Annotated in this window: 20 protein-coding genes; 8 read left to right on the forward strand and 12 right to left on the reverse strand. The window is 63.7% G+C overall.

Annotation, left to right across the window (positions count from 1 at the left end; genetic code table 11):
• Positions 1-32 precede the first annotated feature (32 nt).
• Positions 33-1,472, reverse strand: coding sequence for an FAD/NAD(P)-binding protein (locus tag NKI52_RS27025; protein ID WP_352700322.1), 1,440 nt, complete (start codon positions 1,470-1,472; stop codon positions 33-35).
• 181 nt (positions 1,473-1,653) lie between these two features.
• Between NKI52_RS27025 and NKI52_RS27030 the strand changes: the two genes are divergently transcribed.
• A complete protein-coding gene (locus NKI52_RS27030) occupies positions 1,654-3,015 on the forward strand; it encodes an LLM class flavin-dependent oxidoreductase (RefSeq protein WP_352700323.1) in 1,362 nt (453 codons plus the stop codon).
• A complete protein-coding gene (locus tag NKI52_RS27035) occupies positions 3,012-4,103 on the forward strand; it encodes a rhodanese-like domain-containing protein (protein ID WP_352700308.1) in 1,092 nt (363 codons plus the stop codon). Before NKI52_RS27030 ends, NKI52_RS27035 begins: the two co-directional genes overlap by 4 nt.
• Positions 4,104-4,138: 35 nt before the next feature.
• Here NKI52_RS27035 and NKI52_RS27040 read toward each other — a convergent pair whose 3' ends face one another.
• From NKI52_RS27040 to NKI52_RS27060, 5 genes are all read right to left on the reverse strand, one after another.
• On the reverse strand, positions 4,139-5,404 hold the full coding sequence (locus NKI52_RS27040) for an FAD-dependent oxidoreductase (RefSeq protein ID WP_352700309.1): 1,266 nt from the start codon (positions 5,402-5,404) through the stop codon (positions 4,139-4,141).
• Between the two features lie 5 nt (positions 5,405-5,409).
• A complete protein-coding gene (locus tag NKI52_RS27045; RefSeq protein ID WP_352700324.1) occupies positions 5,410-6,627 on the reverse strand; it encodes an acyl-CoA dehydrogenase family protein in 1,218 nt (405 codons plus the stop codon).
• Positions 6,628-6,645: 18 nt separating this feature from the next.
• The gene (locus tag NKI52_RS27050) at positions 6,646-7,683 is read right to left on the reverse strand and encodes an ABC transporter substrate-binding protein (protein ID WP_352700310.1); all 1,038 of its coding nucleotides are present in this window, start codon (positions 7,681-7,683) and stop codon (positions 6,646-6,648) included.
• A gap of 9 nt (positions 7,684-7,692) precedes the next feature.
• Positions 7,693-8,877 carry an LLM class flavin-dependent oxidoreductase gene (locus NKI52_RS27055; RefSeq protein ID WP_352700311.1) on the reverse strand — a complete coding sequence of 395 codons (1,185 nt, stop codon included), beginning with the start codon at positions 8,875-8,877 and terminating at the stop codon, positions 7,693-7,695.
• Between the two features lie 66 nt (positions 8,878-8,943).
• Positions 8,944-10,554 carry an ABC transporter substrate-binding protein gene (locus tag NKI52_RS27060; protein WP_352700312.1) on the reverse strand — a complete coding sequence of 537 codons (1,611 nt, stop codon included), beginning with the start codon at positions 10,552-10,554 and terminating at the stop codon, positions 8,944-8,946.
• 315 nt (positions 10,555-10,869) lie between these two features.
• Between NKI52_RS27060 and NKI52_RS27065 the strand changes: the two genes are divergently transcribed.
• From NKI52_RS27065 to msuE, 6 genes are all read left to right on the forward strand, one after another.
• Positions 10,870-11,856 (forward strand): ABC transporter permease, encoded by a 987-nt coding sequence (locus tag NKI52_RS27065; protein ID WP_352700313.1) that lies wholly within the window; start codon positions 10,870-10,872, stop codon positions 11,854-11,856.
• Complete coding sequence (locus NKI52_RS27070) at positions 11,856-12,854, forward strand: ABC transporter permease (protein ID WP_352700314.1); 999 nt, start codon at positions 11,856-11,858, stop codon at positions 12,852-12,854. The genes NKI52_RS27065 and NKI52_RS27070 overlap by 1 nt, the downstream gene beginning before the upstream one ends.
• Before the next feature lie 2 nt (positions 12,855-12,856).
• A complete protein-coding gene (locus NKI52_RS27075) occupies positions 12,857-13,855 on the forward strand; it encodes an ABC transporter ATP-binding protein (protein WP_352700315.1) in 999 nt (332 codons plus the stop codon).
• Positions 13,833-14,780: an ABC transporter ATP-binding protein gene (locus tag NKI52_RS27080; RefSeq protein ID WP_352641063.1), complete on the forward strand. Its 948-nt coding sequence runs from the start codon at positions 13,833-13,835 to the stop codon at positions 14,778-14,780. The genes NKI52_RS27075 and NKI52_RS27080 overlap by 23 nt, the downstream gene beginning before the upstream one ends.
• A gap of 19 nt (positions 14,781-14,799) precedes the next feature.
• Positions 14,800-15,855 (forward strand): aldo/keto reductase, encoded by a 1,056-nt coding sequence (locus NKI52_RS27085; protein ID WP_352623097.1) that lies wholly within the window; start codon positions 14,800-14,802, stop codon positions 15,853-15,855.
• A 72-nt stretch (positions 15,856-15,927) separates the two neighbouring features.
• Positions 15,928-16,518 (forward strand): FMN reductase, encoded by a 591-nt coding sequence (gene msuE / locus NKI52_RS27090; RefSeq protein WP_352623096.1) that lies wholly within the window; start codon positions 15,928-15,930, stop codon positions 16,516-16,518.
• A gap of 413 nt (positions 16,519-16,931) precedes the next feature.
• Here msuE and NKI52_RS27095 read toward each other — a convergent pair whose 3' ends face one another.
• From NKI52_RS27095 to NKI52_RS27120, 6 genes are all read right to left on the reverse strand, one after another.
• Positions 16,932-17,093, reverse strand: a complete 162-nt coding sequence (locus NKI52_RS27095; RefSeq protein ID WP_198023629.1) for a thiamine pyrophosphate-dependent enzyme — start codon at positions 17,091-17,093, stop codon at positions 16,932-16,934.
• A gap of 299 nt (positions 17,094-17,392) precedes the next feature.
• Positions 17,393-17,986, reverse strand: a complete 594-nt coding sequence (locus NKI52_RS27100; protein WP_352578212.1) for a HupE/UreJ family protein — start codon at positions 17,984-17,986, stop codon at positions 17,393-17,395.
• A 34-nt stretch (positions 17,987-18,020) separates the two neighbouring features.
• Positions 18,021-18,572 carry a hypothetical protein gene (locus NKI52_RS27105; protein WP_352587442.1) on the reverse strand — a complete coding sequence of 184 codons (552 nt, stop codon included), beginning with the start codon at positions 18,570-18,572 and terminating at the stop codon, positions 18,021-18,023.
• A gap of 2 nt (positions 18,573-18,574) precedes the next feature.
• The gene (locus tag NKI52_RS27110) at positions 18,575-19,783 is read right to left on the reverse strand and encodes an agmatinase family protein (protein WP_352578214.1); all 1,209 of its coding nucleotides are present in this window, start codon (positions 19,781-19,783) and stop codon (positions 18,575-18,577) included.
• Between the two features lie 10 nt (positions 19,784-19,793).
• Positions 19,794-20,603, reverse strand: coding sequence for an ATP-binding cassette domain-containing protein (locus NKI52_RS27115; RefSeq protein WP_023679465.1), 810 nt, complete (start codon positions 20,601-20,603; stop codon positions 19,794-19,796).
• Positions 20,600-21,478: an ABC transporter permease gene (locus tag NKI52_RS27120; RefSeq protein WP_352587526.1), complete on the reverse strand. Its 879-nt coding sequence runs from the start codon at positions 21,476-21,478 to the stop codon at positions 20,600-20,602. Before NKI52_RS27120 ends, NKI52_RS27115 begins: the two co-directional genes overlap by 4 nt.
• Between the last annotated feature and the right edge of the window lie 5 nt (positions 21,479-21,483).

The raw sequence follows: 21,483 nt of genomic DNA on the forward strand, positions 1-21,483 counted from the left end.
TTCGTTTCTTCCATTTCGCAAAGCCGGTAACTTCAGGCCAAAGCACGCAGCCTTGGGCTGGCTCCGACCAGAAGGCCGGCAAGGGCTATGGCCTGCGCCAGTTGTTCGCCGATTGAGCTCGATTCCCAGGCGACGCCGCGCAGCGGATGGCCGATGGCGAACAGATTGCCATGGGTGTTGCCGTTACCGGCAATCACCTGGCCGCCATGCGTCGCGTCGATGCCGAAGCCGGTTGCATGGGGCCTGACGATGCCGTTCTCAAGCAGGCTGCGGACGAACGGATCGGCGATCCGTCGCCAATCATGCTCCTGATGGCCGCGGCAGTTGACGACGCCGTCGAAGCGCAGCCGTTCGACTGCGCCGGTATCGCGCCAGCGGATTTCAGCGACGATCCCATTTGCCTGCGGATGGAGTGCCAGCACCCGTCCCGCTCCACCCGTCCAACGGCCTTGGCTTCGCGCCAGTGCCACGCGCTCAAAGCTCGGTGGCGCCGCGCGGTGCGCGGTGACATCCCAGAAGGCGCGCAGATGGCGTGCGAACTTCAAGCGCTCCCTGTCGGTGGCGCCCTGCCACAAGGCCAGGATCCACGGCCGGATCGTCAGTGGCAGCCCTTGCCAGTCCAGGCCGGTGGTTTCGATTGCCCGGCGTTCGGCCTTGACCAGTGCGAGAAGCGCCCTGGTGGTTTTCGGCAGCGGCCGCCCGGCGAGAAAATCGCGCCACGCTTCCGTGTTGCGCCGAGGTTCGACGATCTGTCCGCGCCGCGACACGACGCGATAACCGCCCTTGAAGCCGCGCGCTTCCATGCTGGCGACGACGTCGACCATGCTCAGGCTGGAGCCGATCAGCAGCAGTTTCTTGCTGCCGGTGAGCCGGTCGAGCGCCGCCGAATCCCAGGGATTTGCGACGTAGCGGGGATCGCTGATGACAGGTGCTTCTGCCGCCGCTGGCTCGCTCTGGAACACCCCAGTCGCCAGCACGGCCTCATCGGCCAGCAATTGCTGGCCGTCGCCGGTGCCGACGCAGACTCCGGACGGACCCGTCAGCATGTCGACGGCGGATGCCTTGATGTGGCGCAGCGAGGAGCGCCCATCTGCTTCTCGAACCGCTCTCGTCAGTTCCGACTGGACATAGCTGCCGAACAGCCAACGTGGCGGGCTGGAGTCCGGGACATCTTCGGGCGGTGTCCAGCCTTGGTCCGGACCATTCGCCAGGAGCCAGCGGACGAGGTGATCGGGATCGTCTGGATGCAGCGAGAAGATACGCGCCGCGCCGTTGACGAGATGGTTCGGATCGCAGGTGCTGTAGGCAACACCGCGGCCGAGTTGGGCCCGGCGCTCGATGATGGTGATTGCCAGCGGCTCAGTTGAACGGTCGAGCAGCTTGATCGCGGTAACCGCGCCGGCAAAGCCGCCGCCAACGATGATGATTGAACGAGGGATCGAACGTAGCGGGGAGGAAAGGGTATGAAGCATCAAGAACCTTTGCGACGCCGGTGGTCATGGCTCTAGCCCACCGCCCCGGCAACGACCATCGTGCTTTCCCGTAATCCGATGTCAAAAAACAATAATTGCCAGCTGGCGAAAGGCATTCTTTCACTCAGCGGGTTTGGCAGGCGCTAGATAGGAACGCCCTTTGCGACCAGCCTGAGAACCGCTGATGACTGAAAATCGAAAGATAAGGCTTGGAGCCTTTGTTCGCGGACCGGGCCATCATGTCGCTGCCTGGCGCCATCCCGATGTGCCTGCCAATCCGGGCCTGAGCTTTCAGCACTATGCGGACGCCGCGCGCACTGCCGAGCGTGGCCTGTTCGACATGGTGTTTCTGGCCGACAGCCTCAGCGCGCGCAATGGCGAGCAGCCGATCGAGACCTTCGAGCGCACCGGCCATGTCGTGCATTTCGAGCCGCTGACGCTTTTGTCGGCGCTCTCGACCATCACGCAAGGGATCGGGCTCGTTGCGACCGCCTCGACCACCTATTGGGAGCCGTTCCACTTGGCGCGGCTGTTCGCTTCGATCGATCATCTCAGCGGCGGCAGGACAGGCTGGAATGTCGTCACCTCAGCCGATGCGCCGGCGGCGGCGAATTTCAGCCTCGACCAGCATCCCGTTCATGCCGACCGTTACGCCCGCGCCGAGGAATTCGTCGCTGTCGCGCAGAAGCTTTGGGACAGCTGGGACGACGATGCCTTCGTCGCCGACAAGGCTTCGGGGATCGCCATCGACCGGCGCGGCATCCACGCCCCGGACCATGTCGGCCGGCATTTCCGCGTCAAGGGACCGCTCAACGTCGCTCGCCCACCGCAGGGCCATCCCGTCATCGTCCAGGCGGGCTCGTCCGATGCCGGCCAGCACTTGGCGGCGCGGACGGCGGAGGTGGTTTTCACCGCCCACCCGACCATCGAATCGGCGCGCGGCTTTTACGGCGAACTGAAAGGCCGGCTGGGCTCGTTTGGCCGCTCCGCCGACAGCTTGAAGATCATGCCCGGTGTCTTCCCGGTCGTCGCGCCGACGCGCACGGAGGCCGAGGACAAGTTCGATGCGATCCAGCGCCTGGTCGATCCTGTGGTTGGTGTGGCGCTGGTTTCAGGATTGCTCGGCGGTGTCGATCTTTCCGGCCATTCACTCGACGGACCGTTGCCGGCACTGGGCAGTTCCGATGCCGTGAAGAGCCGCCTGAAAGTCGTTTCCGAATTGGCCGCGAGCCGGAACCTGACCATCCGCCAATTGTATCTCGCCGTTGCCGGCGCGCGCGGCCATTTCCAGATCGTCGGCACGCCAAAGGATGTGGCCGACATGATGGAGGAGTGGTTCGCCGGTGGCGCCGCGGACGGCTTCAACGTCATGCCGCCGATCCTGCCGACGGGCCTCACCGATTTTGTCGACCTCGTCATTCCGGAGCTGCAGCGGCGGCGTCTGTTCCGGACTGCTTACGAAGGCGGGACGTTGCGCGAGAACCTCGGCCTTGCGCGTTCGATCCGTGGCGCCGCTGAACAGCAAGAGAGGAAAGCATCATGAGCGACAGGACGATCGATTCGAAAATGTTTCGCCAATGGCTGGCGGATGGCGAAGAACTGGCGGTGCTAGACATTCGCGACAGCGCGACTGTCGGATACGCATCGCCGCTGTTCGCCACCAACCTGCCCGCGGCTCAGGTCGAGGCCGAGATCGACCGCTTCATCCCGCGCAAATCGGTGCGCACCGTGCTGGCGGACGACGGCAGCGGCGTTGCCGAGCAACTTGTCGAACGACTGGTGGGGTATGGCCGTACCCAGCTGTTTTCGCTGAACGGTGGAATTCCGGAATGGACGCAAAGCGGCGTTGAAGGCCTGCCGACCTTCGATACGCCGGGCGTCGATTTTTCGCTGGCGATCCGCGACGAGAAGGGGACCCCGGTCGTCAGCGTTGAAGAGCTCGCGGTGCTCAGAGGCCGAGGCGCCGACGTGGTGGTGCTCGACAGCCGCACGGTGGCGGAGTTCGAAAAGGACCATGTGCCGGGCGCCGTCAGCGTGCCGGGCGCCGAGCTGGTGCTGCGCTTCGCCGACCTGGTGCCGTCACCGGAGACGCAGGTTGTCGTCTCCTGCGCCGGCCTGCCGCGCGCCATCATCGGGGCGCAGACACTGATCGATGCCGGCGTGCCCAACCGGGTCGCCTATCTGCACGACGGCACCAAGGCATGGCGCGAAGCCGGTCTTGCACTCGAAACCGGCAAGACCGCAATCTATGGTCCGGCAAGCGAGGATGCCAAGCGTTTCGCCGGGGAGCACATCGCAAAGCTTGCCGAAGGCGACAGCTTTCCCCGCATCAATGCGGCCACGGCCGCGAACTGGGCGAAGGACGAAAAGCGGACGACCTACCTGCTTGACGTGCGCACGCCCGACGAGTTCGCCGAAGCGCATATTCCGGGGTCGATCGCGTCTGAGGGCGGGCAGTTGCTCGGTGTCGCCTATCGCACCATCGCCGTGCGCGGCGCCCGCGTCGTGCTGATCGACGATCTGCTCGGTGTCCGCGCGGCGACGACGGCGCATTGGCTGCAGCGGCGCGGCTTCGAGATCGCGATCCTCTTGTATGACTTCCAGTCGGCCAGCCTGGTGGAAGCGGCGTAGGGCAGGAGCACTGTCAGCCGATTTTTTCGGGGCCACTATTCGGCGGCTTCCGATTGGCGGCGACGGCCCGCCAGCACGTTCTTCTGCATCGCCGTCAGCGAAGACCGCACGGCTTTGGCGCCGTGCTCCAGCATCTTGGCCTCATACTCCGACAGCGCCTGGAGAAGCGGCTTGCCGCCGCGTTTGGCGGCCACCAGCTCTGGCACCAGCAGCCCGGCGTCGTAGATCGAGGTGTTGCCGCCAAGCGCGCGAAAATAGGTCATGGCGTGGATGGCATCGCCAAGCAACGTCACCGGTTTCGTCGGCCAGGGATCGACAGGTTCGGAGCTGTGGACATGAAGCAGCGCCACCGTCGATGGGTCGGTGTAGCGGATGAGGTCGAGGATTTCCGGGTGCCAGTGGGCGATCTTCGAGATCAGCAGGTCAATCAGTTCTGAACCGGAGAGCTTTGCCAGCGCGTCGTCCGTGGCAAGTTCGTCCTTTTCATAGGCGGTGTTCCACCAGACATAGCTGGTGGTGTTGTTGAAATGGAAACCGGAAAAATCCTTGTGGGTGGCGTCGTCCAGCCCGATCAGTCCATGCTTTCGTAATGCGTCGACATTGACCCTGTGGCTGGTGACCATAAGCCCATGACCTTCGGTTGGCCTGACGCCGGCATTGTAGTCGAGTAGCAGCGGCGAGATCTGGTGAAGGGCTGCCGCATGCAGCGTCATCTTGCCGGCCAGGCGCCTGACGCCTGTATCGAAGCTCCTGGCATGCGGCACCAGCTGCTGGCGCACGCGCGAGCGGGCGCCGTCGGCACCGACCAGCACATCGGCATGGATTGTCGAGCCATCCTCGAAATGCGCTACGACCGAACCATCCGGCTGCTCGTCGTAGCGGGAGAAGACCTTGCCGTAGCGCACGATGCCGTCGAGGCCGGACAACAGCACCTGGCGCAGCGTGATACGGCTCACTGACTTTTCGATATGCGTATCGTCGGCCTCGCCCAGCGCGTTGCCGCCGCCCCAGGCAGCATCCTCGCCCAGGATCTTGAAATTCTCGTCGAGCAGGATGTTGCGATCTGGCGCCTGGCCGAGCGTGGCGACAAAAGCGTCGTAGAGTTCCGGCGGCAAATTGGCGATCAGGGAATCGATGCCGCGCTGGCGGATGCGCAGACGAAAACCCTGGACATAGTCGGTGCGGGCGCGGTCCTTCTCGAAGACCGCGACACTGATGCTGTTCTTCTTCAGGCCTTGCGCCAGTGTCAGGCCGCCGGGGCCTCCGCCGATAATGGCGACTTCGACATGTTCTGTTGTCATGGCGCTCAACCGACCGCCACGAGCCTGGGCTTGCCAGCGGCAATAGCCGGTGTCTCGGCCAGCTGCCGGGCGGTATGGCGGCTGAGCGTCGCCTTGGCGGCGATCGTGCGGATCATGTGGTTCTGCGGTGCGTGGGAACGGGCGGTCAGCGCATCACGGTGGTGGCGCTCAAGCTGGAAATCTCTGTTAAGGCCTGGATTGCCGGCAAGCTCCAGCGCCAGCGAGGTGACGGCAACGGCATTGTCGATGACGACATGCCTGACCGTCATGCCGTCGGTGCCCACAGGCCGGCCGGCGTCGACATCTTCGGCGAGCGAACGCAGCAGCCGCGCGCTGCTCGCAAGCCGAACCTCTATGTCGCCCAGCCCTGACTGGATGTGCGGCACGGTCGACAGCGGCGCACCAAGACTTGCCGGCGCGTGCGTGCTGACAAAGGAGACCAGCCGGTCACGGGCAGCACGGGCGGCACCGTGGTAGACAGCGCCGATCAGCGAAAAGAAGAACGCCGTCGCGCTTTCCTCGCGCCTCAGCGGCTCGGATGCCGGCTGCGCCTCGGTGATGTCTTCGGCAGGAACCGCAACATTATCCAGAATGATGTCGTCGCTGGCCGTCGCCCGCATGCCGGCGGCGTTCCATGTCTTTTCGACGCGAAATCCAGGCGCGTCGGTCGGCACCAGGAATGAAGCCAGACGCGGCTGCGGCTCGTCGGTCAGCGCCAGCAAGTTCACCCATTTCAGAATAGGAATGCCGGTGACGTAGTTCTTGTGGCCGGATATCCGCCAGACGTTGCCGTCCCGCCGGGCAATGGTTTCGGGCGGCTTGCCATGAGCTGGCGAGCCGATCCGGGGCTCGGCCTGGGCGGCGTTGATCAGGGCAGGGCCAAGACGGCCGGCCTCGACAATCCGCTGAACCAGATGGCGCGGCCATTTTCCGGATTTCCGCATCGCATACTGGCTGTTGTAGTGCATGGCCAGCACCAGCGCTGTCGACGGCTCGCCACGACCGATCTCGGCGATCACCGCCTGTGCTTCCGTCAGCCCGCCACCGAAGCCGCCATGTTCGCGCGCCGTGACCAGGCCAAGCAGCCCCGCCTGGTGAAGCCGGTCGAAATTGGCGAATGGGAATTCCCCGGTCGCGTCGTGATGCGCGGCGGTCAGCGCGAAGTCGTCGGCGAGGCCGGCCACTTTCTCGAGGAGTTGCGGAAACTCGGCAATTGTCGACATCATGACGTTGGCTTTCTCTCAGGCGGCGGCGCGAATGTTCACCAGATCGAGCGGCCGGCGATCGACCCAGTGCTCGACGTCGAAATCGCCGGCGAGGAAGCCCCAGTCGCGCAGGAAATTCTTGTAGTGGGAAACCGCTGCGACGAGCTCAGGCTGCAGTCCGAGGCCGAGATGCTTATGGACATCCGGGCCATTGGCGGCCAGCACCTGTTCCTCGGTGGCCCCGGCTTCGCGGGCAACAAAGCGCTGCGTCTCTTCCGGATGCGCCTCGGCCCAGGCACTGGCGCGCAGGATGGTCTCGATCAGTCGCGCGACCAGATCGGGGCGTTGTTCCGCCAGCAGTTCATCGACGGTCAGCACGCGCGGCGAACCGGAATTGATGCGGATGTTCGGGTCGGGGTGGAAGCCAAATTCCACGACCTGGATGGCGCCGATCAGATTGGCGACATTGATGCCGGCCGTGCCCTTGACATAGATGGCGTCGACCTCGCCGCGGATCAGGGCTGCGGCTTCCTCGCCATAGGCCTGCTTGCGCTTGAGGCCGAACAGCGACGGTCCTTCCTGGCTGTCGAGCACGCTGTCGGCCAGCGCTATGTCGACGATCTCGACGTCGCCATAGCCAAGGCCCTCGAGCGAGAGCGCCGAGACCAGTCCCTTCAACGCCGTCGCTCGCATGAAGTCGACGATGCCTTCGGGGCGCCGGGCGATGCCGAAGCGGCGGCCTTTCAGGTCCTGGGTTGTCCTGATGCCGGAACCGGGCAGGGCGATGATTGCCTGGAATTCGTCGGTCCAAGTGATGCCGACGAGACGCGTCTTGCGCGCTTCGGACCGCGCGCGGATCGGCGGCACGTTGCCGCCGTGGCGGAACGACCAGTCGAGCGTGTGGTTGAAATGGCTCTGGCGGATGTCGCGATTGGCCGAATCGATGATCGACTTCAATTCGATCCCCTCCTTGCGAAAGGTCTCGTCGAGAAGCCCGAGCTGTGCGGCGAGCCCGACAGGCGTCGGCACCGGGCAGCGTGTGTACCAGATTTCGGAGATCCCAGTCGCGGTCATGATGGCTCCTTAGGTGTTGCGCAGGCCAGCCTGCTTCATCAGCGGCAGGATGTTCTCGCCGAAGAATTCGAGGTCAGGCTTGAAATCGAAGAAGGACAGCTGCAGGCCGTCAATGCCGGCGTCCTTCAACTTGACGAACTGGTCGACGATCTGTTCGGGCGTGCCGATGAGGTAGATGTTGCCGCCGACCTTGGCGTAGGGGTCCTCGCGGCCTTCGCGTCCTTTCCAGGCCTGGGCGTCGCTGTTGAAGGTCTGGAAGCCTTTCGGCGTGCGGCTGTCGGCATGGGCGACGATCTCGTCGGCGACCGCCCAGGCTTCCTTCTCGGTCGGCCTGCTGATGACCAGCGGGTTGAGCAGCGTGCGCACGGTGCGGCCGACGCCGAGAGCTGCGTCCTTCACCTTCTTCGTATGCGCCGGCAGCGCTTCCAGCGCGCTGGCAATATCGGAGCCGGCCGGGCTGGTGACGAAGACGATGTCGGAATAACGGCCGGCAAAGGAAATGCCGGCGTCGGAGCCGGTGGCATTGACCAGGATCGGCCGTCCATAATTCGGCTTGGGCGTGACGAAGCCGCCATTGAGCTTCCAGCTCGATTCTCCGGAGAAGGAGAAATTCTCGTCGTCCTGCCACAGTCGCTGCAGCACCTCAACGAATTCGGCGGCGAGTTCATAGCGACGGTCGTGCTCGATGCGGTTCCAGCCGAACATCTCGTGTTCGACGGCGCGATGGCCGGTGACCACGTTGATGCCCCAGCGGCCGCCGGAGATGTGGTCGAGCGTCGCGCCGAACTTCGCCAGATGCAGCGGATGCCACGGGCCGTAGAGAACATGCATGGTCGAAATCAGCATGATCTTCTTGGTGATCGCGGCCATGGCCGCCACGGACACAAAACTGTCCAGCGCCTGGCCGTTGAAAACGCCGCCATAGCCGCCCTTGGGCAGCCATTGACTGAGCGCGAAGACGAGGTCGAAGCCAAGCTCCTCAGCCTTGAGCGTCAGGTCGCGGTTGTAATCGAAGCGCCAGTCGGTCGAGCGCGGCAGCGTCGAGTTGGTCCAGCCACCGGCCTGGATTGGCAGGAACAGCCCGAGCAGCACCGGCTGCCGGAGCGCTTTCGACAGCGGGCTGTCCGGATAGTCGGTCGGCGCCTTGAAGAAGGGCGTGCCGACGATGGAACCAGGCTTGTGGGCGAGCGTCATGGCGAACTTTCTCGGGTGGAGGAAGGGAACCCGTGCGCGAAAGGACCGCGCACACGGGTCAGCGGATCAAGCGACGATATGGGCTGTTGCGAGGGAGCCGGCATTGCCCTCAGCGCCCACCGTGTGACCGGCTATGCGCCTGTTGTAGAGGGTGATTTCCGGCTGGCTGACGATGCCGATGTCGGGCAGGTCCTCGACAAGGATCTGCTGGATCGCGGCCCATTGCTCGAAGCGCTTTTCGTGATCGACCTCGACGGCGGCCGCTTCAAGAAGTTCATCGACCTTGGCGTTGCTGTATTTCGAACCGTTGGAGAACGGTACGCCGGGCTTGAAATTCTTCGACCAGTAGAGCCGCTGCACGCCGACCGTCGGGTCGAACAGATTGCTCATGCCGTTGAAGGTGAAGTCGAAATCGCGGTCGGTGTAGATGCGCTTGGTGTAGGTGGCGAAATCCTGGCTGCGTACGGTGACCTCGACCCCGACTGCGGCCAATGCCTGCTTGATGTATTCGGCGCCGCGCTTGTAGGTCTCGCCGCTCGGGACATAGTCGTGGACAAGCTTGAGCCGGGTGCCGTTGGCGTCGCGCGGCAAGCCTGCTTCGTCGAGCAGTTTCTCGGCAGTGGCAATGTCGACCGGATAGGTCTTCAGGTCGGCGACGTACCACTTCTTCAAATTGGGGTTGATCGGGCCGGGAATGGTCGCGCCATAGCCATAGTTGATGGTGTCGCGGATGATGTCGCGGTCGATAACATGGGCGAAGGCGCGGCGGACGCGAACATGCTGGAAATAGGGTTTCTCCAGGTTGAACTCGACCCGGCTGATGCCATTGGAATATTGGTAGCCCTGTTTCTCGAAGCCGATATGCGGCAGCGTTTCGAAGCGCTGCAAATCGCTGTACGGAATCGGCGTTGCCGGCGCCAGATCGATCTCGCCTGTCTCCAGCGCCAGTGCGCGCGCCGAAGCGTCAGGGATGAAACGGACAATCAGCCGGTCAAGGTAGGGGCGCGGCGCGTCCCAATAGTCGGGATTACGTTCATAGACGATGTGGCTGCCGCGCACCCATTCCTTGAAGACGAACGGGCCGGTGCCGACCGGCGCGACGTTGACGGTATTTTCGGCTGCCTTTGTGCCGTCATAGAGGTGCTTCGGCACGATTGGCGTTTCGGCCGCGGCCAGGGCCGTGATCAGGTAAGGCGCCGGCCTCGACAGAACCAGCGTCACGGTCAGCGGATCCGGCGTCTGGATATCTACAAGGTTGAGGAAGGTGTTGCGGCCGCGCGGATGAACCTCTCTGATCGTGGTGATCGAATAGGCGACGTCGGCGGCGGTGAACGGCTGGCCATCATGCCACTTCACGCCTTCGCGCAGCTTGAAGGTGTATTGCAGCCCATCGTCACTGACTGACCATTGTCTGGCCAGGGATGGGCGCGGCGTGAGATCGAAATCATAGGTCAGCAGGCCCTCGGTGGTCTTTGCCGAGACGTAGACCGAATTGAATGCCGTGTGGGCGATCGTTGTCAGCACCGGCGGCTCAGCCGAGAGCACCAGCGTCGCCGTTCCACCCTGTTTCGGCTCGGCGGCGTAGGCGCTGCGCGATGCAGACAACAGCGTCGCTCCGAGTGCGGCTGCCGAGATGCCGAGGAACCTGCGGCGGTTCGGAATGAGGAAATGAGACATCGCGCCCTAGTCCTTTTTTTGCTGCCGCCCCCGATCGGCCGATCCTCGGCCACCGAGTTAAAAATCTATTGTTCCAAGAGCGGGCCCGTTTGCGAAAAGATTTGGCCGACCCGCTCCCGCGCTTAAGATTTCATGCCTCAAACCGCTAATTTCGTAGCATGAAATAAAATTCTATTCTGCAAAGTCGCCATTTGCAGGATAAAATTTCTTAAATCACGTTTGACAATGTCTATAAATTTTGTCAACTAAAAAGCACGAAACTTTCCGGGAAACAGCAAACCCGCATCGTCAGCCACAGCCGGGATAGCGAAAACGATGTCGACCCTGACGCGCATTGGCAGAACGTTTCGACGCACCGCGATACAGGCGGTGCCGACCGTTCTGGGCATCGTGATCCTGAATTTCTTTCTGCAGCAGCTCGCGCCGGGCGATGCGGCCGACGTCATGGCTGGCGAGGCTGGTTCGGCCACGGTGGAGACCATGGCGGCACTGCGCCAGCGCTTTGGGCTCGACAATCCGCTGCTCGTCCAGCTGTTCAACTATCTCTACAATCTGGCGCATTTCAGCCTCGGCTTTTCGCCGCGCTACGGCATGCCGGTTGCCGACCTGATCGGCCAGCGGCTGCCCGGCACGCTGGTGCTGATGGCGGTGGCTCTGGCCGTCGCCATTGTGCTCGGCCTCGCCCTTGGATCGGTGATGGCGGTGTTTGCCGGGCGCCTGCCGGATCGTCTGCTCTCCGTTATTTCGCTGCTGTTCTATTCAATCCCGGGTTTCTGGATCGGCTTGATGCTGATCGTGTTGTTTTCGGTCAAGCTCGGCTGGCTGCCGAGCGGCGGCTCGGGAACCATCGGCAGCAACCTGACCGGCCTTGCCGGGCTCTGGGACAGGGCGCGCTACATGATCCTGCCGGCACTGTCGCTGGCGCTGTTCTACGTGGCGATCTATGCGCGGCTGACACGAGCGGCGATGCTGGAGGTCCAGTCGCAGGACTACGTGCGCACCGCCGCAGCCAAGGGCCTGCCGCCGGCCATCATCACCATTCGCCATGTCCTGCGCAACGCGCTGATCCCCATTACCACCATGGCCGGCATGCATGTTGGCGGCATGCTCGGCGGCGCCGTCGTTGTCGAGACCGTCTATTCCTGGCCCGGCCTCGGGCGTCTCGCCTTCGAAGCGGTCATGGGCCGCGATTTCACCGTGCTGCTCGGCATCCTTCTGTTGTCGTCGCTGCTGGTCATCATCGCCAACGCGACCGTCGATCTTCTGCACGCCTGGCTCGATCCCCGCATCGGAGTACGCTGATGGCTTCCACCGATTTCGCCGCGGGCGATGCCCGTTCCCGCCGTCTCCATGCCGATGCCCGCGGGCCCGCGGCACCGCCTGAGCCCGAGGCAAAGAGCTGGAGCAATCTCCACGCGCCCGACGCACGCTCCGCTTCGGCAGCGTCGGTGCCGATAGCCGTTGGAGGGCGTGCGCTGAAGGTTTTCCTGCGCAATCCCAACGCCATGTTCGGCGTGGTGTTCCTGTCGTTGGTCGTGCTGGCCGCACTGCTAGCACCAGTCCTCTATCCGGCCGATCCGCTATCGATGGTGGCGCGGCCCTTCCTGTGGCCGGGCCAGAACCCAGCCTTCCCACTGGGCACGGACTCCATGGGCCGCGATGTGCTTTCTGGCATTCTGCATGGTGCGCGGATTTCGCTGTTCGTCGGCCTGGTGGCGACCGCGCTCGGTCTCGGCTTCGGCATCCTGGTCGGCGCCGCCGCCGGCTACTTCGGCGGCTGGATCGACGATCTGCTGGTGCGCCTGATCGAGATCTTTCAGACCATACCGAGCTTCGTGCTTCTGGTCGTCATGGTGGCGATCGCGCAGCCGACCGCGCCCGTCGTGACAGTGGCGATCGCCGTCATCACCTGGCCGACGGTGGCGCGGTTGACCCGCGCCGAATTCCGGGCCATCCGCGAGAAGGATTTCGTCATGGCCGCCCGCAGCCTCGGCTACTGCCATGCCCGCATTATCTTCCGCGAGATCCTGCCCAATGCGCTGCCGCCGTTGATCGTGACCTCGTCGGTGATGGTGGCGACCGCGATCCTGATGGAATCGGCGCTGTCCTTCATGGGCCTCGGCGATCCCAACGTCGTCAGCTGGGGCTCGATGATCGGAGCGGGCAGGGAATTGATCCGCACCGCTTGGTATCTGACAGCGCTTCCGGGACTGGCGATCGTCTTTACCGTGCTGGCGCTCAACCTGATCGGTGACGGCCTCAACGACGCGCTCAACCCGCGCTTCTCACAGGAGCGCTAGAGATGGCGGCTCCTTTGCTCAGGATCGACAATCTGACGGCTCGCTTCCCGAACACTGAGCCGGTCAGCCGGCTGAGCTTCGAGGTCGGTGAGGGCGAGACGCTGGCGATCGTTGGTGAATCAGGCTCCGGCAAGTCGCTGACTGCGCTCGCCCTGATGCAGCTTCTGCCGCGCTCGGCGAAAATCCCCAATGGCCGGATCGAATTCGCCGGCAAGGACCTGCTCGGTCTCGACCAGAAGGCTATGCGGAACCTGCGCGGACGCGAGATCGCCATGATCTTCCAGGAGCCGATGACGTCGCTCAATCCGGTGCTGACCATCGGCCGGCAGATCACCGAGGTGCTGACGCTGCACGAAGGCATACGCGGCAAGGCAGCGCGGAGCCGTGCCATCGAGCTTCTCAATCTGGTGCGTATTCCCGATCCGCAGCGGCGCATCGACGACTATCCGCATCAGCTTTCCGGCGGCATGCGCCAGCGCGTCATGATTGCCATCGCCGTTGCCTGCCGACCACGCCTGCTGATTGCCGACGAGCCGACGACGGCGCTCGACGTGACCATCCAGGCGCAGGTGCTCGACCTGCTCGATACGCTGCGCCGCGAATTGTCGATGGCTGTCGTGCTCATCACCCACGATCTTGGTGTCGTCGCACAATGGGCCGACAAGGTCGTCGTCATGTATGCCGGCCGCAAGGTTGAACAGGCGCTGCCAGACGCACTGTTCAGAACACCCCTTCACCCCTATACGCGCGGCCTGCTTGCCGCTTCGCCAAGGCTGAAGACCAATCTCCACTACCGCGACGCCAGGCTGACCGAGATTCCCGGCAGCATCGTCTCGGCCGCTGGCGAAAAGGGCTGCCCGTTCCGCCCGCGCTGCACGGTGGCGCGCGACAGCTGCGCCCATTTCGTACCCGCCCTCGTCGAGGTGAGCGAGGATCGTCTAGTCGCCTGCCCCTACAGCTTCATTCCGGAGGTTGCGCATGGCGCTGCTCTCGGTCTCTGACCTTTCCACCCATTTCCACGCCCAGGGCGGCACGCTGCGCGCCGTCGATGGCGTATCCCTCGAAGTCGGACGCGGCGAGACGGTTGGTCTCGTCGGCGAAAGCGGTTGCGGAAAATCGACGCTAGGCAAGACCATCATGCGGCTGGTCGACCCGACTAGCGGCAGGATCGAGTTCAACGGCACCGACATCACCGTTCTCGACGCGCGCCGGCTGAAGGCGGCGCGCCGTAATATCCAGATGATCTTCCAGGATCCGTTCGCATCGCTCAATCCGCGCCACATGATAGGCGACATCCTGACAGCACCCCTGAAGGTCCATGGCATTGGCAACAAGGCCGAGCGGCGGAAAATTGTCGAGGACATAGTCCAGCGTGTAGGATTGCCTGGAGATGCTCTCGGCCGCTACCCGCATGAATTTTCCGGCGGGCAACGCCAGCGCATCGGCATCGCCCGGGCGCTGATCCTCAATCCGGAACTGGTCGTCTGCGACGAGCCGGTGTCGGCGCTCGATCTCTCGATCCAGGCGCAGATCCTTAACCTGCTGGTCGACATGAAGCGGCAGCTCGGGCTGTCCTATCTGTTCATCTCGCACGATCTGTCGGTCGTCCGCTATTTCGCCGACCGGGTGCTGGTTATGTATCTCGGACGCATTGTCGAAAGCGCCGACAATGCGACGCTGTGGACCTCGCCAAAGCATCCCTACACGCGCGCGCTGATGGATGCCGTGCCGGACCCGGCGCGCCGACGTCAGGCCGCGCCGATCCATGGCGATCTGCCGAGCCCGCAGAACATCCCGAACGGTTGCCGCTTTCACACGCGCTGCCCGCTGGCGACGGACCTGTGCCGTTCGCAGGAGCCGGCATTCCGGGCGATCTCGCCCGGACACCACGTCGCCTGCCACTACGCCGAACCAACCATCAACTGAAATTCAACGGAGCAGAAAAATGTCCGACTACCGCTATCTTGGCCGCAGCGCCCTGAAGGTTTCGCCGCTCAGCCTCGGCACGATGATGTTCGGCGGGCCGACCGAGGAGACGGTCGCGCATCGCATCATCGACAAGGCGCGCGAGCAAGGCATCAACTTCATTGACACCGCCGACGTCTACCACAACGGCAAGTCCGAGGAAGTCGTCGGTCGCGGCATCAAGGCGACGCGCGATCATTGGGTCGTGGCGACCAAGTTCGTCAACTCGCATGACAAGGGGCCTAATCTCGGCGGCCATTCGCGCAAATGGGTGATCCAGACGGTCGAGAACAGCCTGCGGCGCCTGGGAACAGACTATATCGACCTGTTCTACTTCCACCGCGCCGTCTTCGATGCGCCGCTGGAGGAGCCGGTGCGGGCGATCGCCGACCTGATCCGCCAGGGCAAGCTGCGCTATTTCGGCGTCTCCAACTTTCGTGGCTGGCGCATCGCCGAAGTCGCGCATCTGGCCGATGAACTCGGCATCGACCGGCCGGTGGCCAGCCAGCCACTCTATAACATCGTCAACCGCACCGCCGAGGCCGAACAGCTGCCGGCGGCCGCCTATTACGGTCTTGGCGTCGTCTCCTACAGCCCGCTGGCGCGCGGCGTGCTGACCGGCAAATACGAGCCGAACCAGGCGCCTGCCGCCGACACGCGGGCCGGCCGTGGCGACAAGCGCATCGCCGAGACCGAGTGGCGCCCGGAATCGATCGAGATCGCCAGGCAGATCGCGGCGCACGCAAAGTCACGCGGCGTCTCGGCCGCTGATTTCGCGCTGGCCTGGGTGTTGAACAACCGGCTGATCACGGCGGCGATCGCCGGCCCGCGCACCGAGGAACAGTGGGACAGCTATGCGAAGGCATTGGACTTCAGGCTGAGCGCCGAGGACGAGGCCTTTGTCGACCGCCTCGTCACCGCCGGCCATGCCTCAACGCATGGGTTCAATGATCCGAGCCATCCGGTCGAAGGCCGCGTGCCGCGTTCGGAGCCGGCCGCGCCGATCCCGCTGACACGGCCTCTGCGCGCCGCCTGACGGTCGCCGACGAAATGGCGGGGCCGGCGGCCCCGCCCGCGTTTCCAATTGCTTTGGACAGATGAGAAGCCCATGAATTTCCACGTCGAACGGCTGCGCCAGAACATCGTCGTGCTTTCGGGCAACACGCACAGGCCGTCGAAGTCGCGGACGCTGGCGCATCATCTCGGCAAGGCGCTGCGCGAAAGATTGTCTGTCACGGTAAATTTCCTCGATCTTGTCGATGCCGGTCGTGGTCTGGGTGCTGCGTTTACGCGAAAGGAATTGACGCCGGAGGCGCTGGATGTGGTGGAGGCTGTCGAGCATGCCGACGCGCTGATCGTCACGACGCCGGTCTACAACGGGTCCTATGTCGGCCTCTTCAAGCATCTGTTCGATCTCATCGATCCGCTGGCACTCGTCGATCGGCCGGTCCTGATCGGCGCGACGGGTGGTGGCCAGCGCCATGCATTGGTGGTCGAACACCAGCTCCGCCCGCTGTTCGGCTTCTACTCGGCGCTGACCGTGCCAAGCGCCGTGTACGGCAGCGACAGCGATTTTTCCGATGGCAAGCTTGTGGATCCGCTGGTCCTGGCGCGGGCCGGGCAGGCCGTGGATCAATTCGTTGCCCTGCTTTCAGCGCGCCAGCCGAAGAGCCAACCGGTCCGGGCGGCTTCGGGCTGACGGATATCGGGTTCGAGCAGGTGCCGGATGCCTTGGACGGCCAAATAAGCAGAACGTTCGGTGTTTTGGCCGACATCGGCGACGGAACCATACGGAACGATACGGGAAGATTTCTGATTTTGGCCCACGAAAAAGTCAATGAAATCAATGCTTTTGATGCATCCTCCGGGCCCACCATTGTTATTATTTATCAATGACTTAGCGGTGTGTTTTGGTTCGGGTAGCCAAGTAATAACTGGCGAACCGCCGTCCATAGCGTTTGATTTTATTGACTTATGGTGGGCCTCCGGAGGCCGCAGATGTGTTGCCAGCCGCCGGTGGAGTGTCAGGATCGTTTATCAAGTGCTTGAACGACGCCGGCACGGTGTTCGGAATAGAAATCCGCCCATAGTCCCGTCGCAATCAACCTCGAATTACTGTCTGGATGCTACATCGGCCATCGCCGCACCCCACCCTGCGGCGATCTCGTAGCCCATGCGTGAGAAGCCGAATTCGCGATCGAATTTGTTCGGCGCTTTGACACGCCAGTTCTTCATGACCTCGCCCGGGAGGCCGCCAGCAGCGGTGACGACCAAGTCACGCTCGCCGGCGCGGAGTTCACGACGGCGATCATTTGGCGTAGCTGGGAACAGGCCGGCGACGTCAGGCAAGACCGTCCGGCTGCACCTAGGAAGTTAGTCGCGACCCACGGCGGACCGCTCCGTACGCGCGCGCTGCGTACGGCAAGCTGCTAGCCTCAATCTCCGGATGAGATCAGAGTCGCTCAGACCGGGTCTTCAGGATCTGGTACAGCACGTTTCGGATGCGCTGCCAAACGGTTAGCCGGTTGATCACGCCTTCGCCTCCTGTTCATCGCAGATGAATGGGCTGCGGTTCAGATGATCTGTGCCGCCAGCGCCACGCCGACCAACGACGTGCCGACCCCTGCCGTGCGGATGGCTCGCGGCCAGCGCCGAAGTGTTAGGGCGGCTAACGCGCCGGTCGCGTGAAGAGCCGAAGTAGCGACCACGAAGCCGACCGCATAAGCGATGCCGCTGGCCGTCTCGGGAATTTCGAGGCCATGGGCATTGCCGTGGAAGAGGGCGAAGAGAGCGATCAGCGAGGCGGCCACAGCGAGCGGAAGCGGCTTGGCAAGCGCCATCATGGCGCCGAAGACCAACAGCGATAGCGTTATGCCGGTTTCCAGTGAGGGCAGGCCGATGCCGGCGATACCGAGCAGGGCGCCAGCGACCATCGCCGAGACAAAGCACGACGGCACGATGATGATCCCCTTGCCGCCGGCGCGAGCGGCAATGATGCCGACAGCCATCATCGCCAATAGATGATCGATGCCGGCCAGCGGGTGCTGAACGCCGTCTACAAACCCGTGGGCATGAAAACCGCCGCTATGGGCGAAGGCCAACGAGGGGATGAGTGTTGTGGGGGCTGCCAGGGCGAGTCTGCCGAAGAATGAAAGCGTTCTGTTCATGGTTCTGGACCTGTTTGATAGGAGTGCGATCGGTTCAAGGCCGGTGCTCATTGTCCGCCCCTGGCATGGTGAATTGTGCGGCGCCGGACCTCTCGGCCAGAAGCCGCGCCTCGCCGAAGTCAAGGGGCGTTTGTGCCTTGCCGTTGTGGTAGACGAAGGCTAGGCGGCGCCGGCGCGACGTCAGTTTCGCGGGCAGCGGGTGATAGGTGACGCCGGCGCCACCAATCAGCGGCATGACGGCGCCGACATCGACCATGTCCTGCGTCTCGACGCGCAGAAGATGCAGCCGCACGCCGTCGGCGGTCTCGCCGACGAACGGAATCCCGGCGAGGCGCAGGAAACTGGAGGGGTCGGGCGCCCGCGAAAACCCTTCGAGAAACGCGATCTCGAGGAGATCGAGATCCGTCGCCGGCGCGTCGGCGGGTTCGGGCGCATGGTCGTGCGGTAGATGCGGTGTCTGCCATTGCAACGGCTTGCCGGCCGGCCCGTTGTGGCCGACGGGGTGGGGATGGTGATGATGACCGTTCGGCTCGTGATGGTGACCGTCGCCATGGTCATGGCTGTGGTGGTGATGATCATCGTGCATGGTCAAAAGCTCGTCGGCTTGTCGATGATGGATTTGTGTTTGCCGAGATTGCCGTGCGCGACCATCGAGCCCAGCGCCTCGACGACAACCCGCACGCCAAACAGCGCCGTGATGTCTGACGTGTCGTAGGGCGGCGACACCTCGACCACTTCCAGTCCGCAGATGCCGGGCGCCGACACTAGCCCGAGCAGCTTCAGTGCCTCGCGCGGCAGGAAGCCACCGGGCTCCGGCCAGCCCGTACCCGGCACGAAACCGCAATCGATGCTGTCGACATCGAAGGAGATGTATACCGCGTCGGTGTCCTTCCATGCGAGCTCGAGCGCGATCTCCGCCGCCTTCTCCAGCCCCATCTGTTCGATATCGGAAATCGTCAGCACGTTGGTGCCGCGCTTCCGCGCCTCGGCGACGCCGTAGCGCGGCACCTGCCAGCCGCCGATGCCGAGCTGCACCAGATTGGTGGCCGAGACGTTCGGCAAGTTGGTTGCCCAGTACCAGGGCGTCGTGTGCATACGTTCGTCGAGATCCTTTTCCTGAATGTCGATGTGGCGGTCGAAATGGATGATGCCGATGCGCTTGGAGGTCACGTCGGCGATACCGCGCACGCACGGAAATCCGATCGCATGGTCGCCGCCGAGCATGATCGGCAGCGCCCCGGAAGAGGCGACATGGCTGACGCCCTTGGTGATCTGGTCGAAGCTCTTTTCGAGATTGGCGGGGATGGTGAAGACGTCGCCGGCGTCGCAAAGCGTCATCTGCTCGCGCAGGTCGACACCGAGCTCGTAATTGTAAGGCGTGTAGAGCGCCGAGATGCGGCGCATGCCTTGCGGCCCGAAGCGGGCTCCGGGCCGGTAGGTGGTGCCGCTGTCGAAAGGAATGCCCATGACGGCAGCGTCATATCTGCCGACATCGCGGACGTTCTCGACATAGGGCGCCTTGAGGAAGGTGTTGATGCCGGCGAAATGCGGCAACTCGCCTCGCGCGAATGTCGGGATCGACTTGTCGATGATCGAATCCGATCCGGGCAGGCCCATGTCGAGTGCCCATTTCTGTTCCTTGCGCCAGCCATCCTCGGGCAGCTTTCCTTCCGCCTCGATCGACTTCCAGCCCTGCATGTCGCGGATCTCGAAGTTCGGATGGTGGAAGCGTTGGCGTGGCTGGTGGTCGGTGAGCCCGGCGCGACGATGCCGGCGTTCTGGACTATCTCTGTGCATGAAACCTCCTTCACGACGCCGTCGTCGCGATTGCGCTATCCAGTCGGGTCGTCCCGACCATCGCGGCCACTTCGGCCACGTCTCGTGCGGAAGCCCGGTGCTTGCGGTCGAGCTTCAGATCGTAGGTGATCGTCGCGCCATAGGCGGACGGGAACTGGGGGTCGTGGCGCACCTTGTCGAAGACCAGCACGCGGGTGCCGAGCTTGAATGCCTCGCCGATATCGTGGGTGACCATGACCACGGTCATGCCGTGCTCGGTCCAGAGCTCGGTGAGCAGCTCATGCATCTCGATGCGAATACCGGGATCGAGTGCGCCGAACGGCTCGTCGAGAAGCAGGATCTGCGGCCGGCCGAGCAAGGTCTGCGCGATCGCCAGCCGCTGCTGCATGCCGCCAGAAAGCGTGGCCGGATAGAGATCGCGCGCATGGCCAAGCCCGACCCGTTCCAGCATGGTTTCGGCTTCTTGCCTGGCGCTTTTGCGCCTGGCGCCGAAGACGCGGCCGAACGGTCCGCCCGAACGGAAGTCCTCGACCAGCAGCAAGTTCTGCAGCGCGGTCAGATGCGGGAACACGGAATAGCGCTGGAAGACGATGCCGCGCTGCGGCGTCGGTTCCGGCACGATCGGCTGGTCGCCGACGACGACCACGCCGCCACTTTGCTGTTCCTGGCCAAGCAGGATGCGCAGGAATGTCGATTTTCCACAACCGCTGGCGCCAACCAGCGACAGGAATTCACCCGCTTCGGCGGAGACATTGACCCGTTCCAGCACGCGGGCGTCGCCGTAGCTCTTCTCCAGCCCATGGACGAGGATCCGGCTCATCTGGTCCGCACCGGATGCGCCCAGGGCGAGATGATGTGAGAGAGCCGCACGAGCAGCCAGTCGGTCATCACCGCAAGCAGCGTGATCCAGGCGACGTAAGGCAGGATGACGTCCATCGATAGGTAGCGACGAACGAGGAAGATGCGGTAGCCGAGCCCCTCGGTGGAGGCGATGGCTTCTGCCGCGATCAGGAACAGCCAGGCCGGCCCAAGCGCCAGCCGTACGCAAGTGATGAGGCGCGGCATGACCTGTGGCAGCACCAGCCTGAGCACCATGGTCCAGCTGTTGCCGCCGAGCGTCTGTGCCTTGGCGACGAGCTCCGGCGGCAATTCCATCACCCGGTTGGCGATGTCGCGCACCATGACCGGTGCGACGCCGAGAGCGATCAAGGTGATCTTGGCCGTTTCGCCGAGGCCGAGCGCAATGAACAGGATCGGCAGCAGCGCCAGTGGCGGGATGACGCAGACAACTGTGACCAAGGGCAGCAGAAAGGCCCTGACGCGCGGGATGAAACCTATGGCGACGCCGAGGCTGAGCGCCACCAGCGTGGCCATGCCGACTCCGGCGAACAGCCTGATCAGGCTGGCATAGGTGTCGGCCCACAGGATCAGGTCGCCGGAGCGCTTGTCCGGCACTGTCGCCAGGTCTGAAAAGGCCGACCACATCTGTGCAGGGGAGGGCAGCAGCTTGTCGCTGGGATTGACCGCCAGCCTTTGCGACGAAGCGAAGAGATAGGCAATCGCCACGGCGGCAAACGGCAGCGTCCCAAGCAGCAACGCTCCGCCGCGCGAGACCGTCGCGTTGATGAGGCGAAGCCGCGCTTTCGGCCTGCTAAGTTGCAGGCGCGCGACTTCGGGGCCTGCTGCGGCCTGCATGATGC

This window comes from Mesorhizobium sp. M0590, assembly GCF_040320905.1.
Lineage (GTDB): Bacteria > Pseudomonadota > Alphaproteobacteria > Rhizobiales > Rhizobiaceae > Mesorhizobium.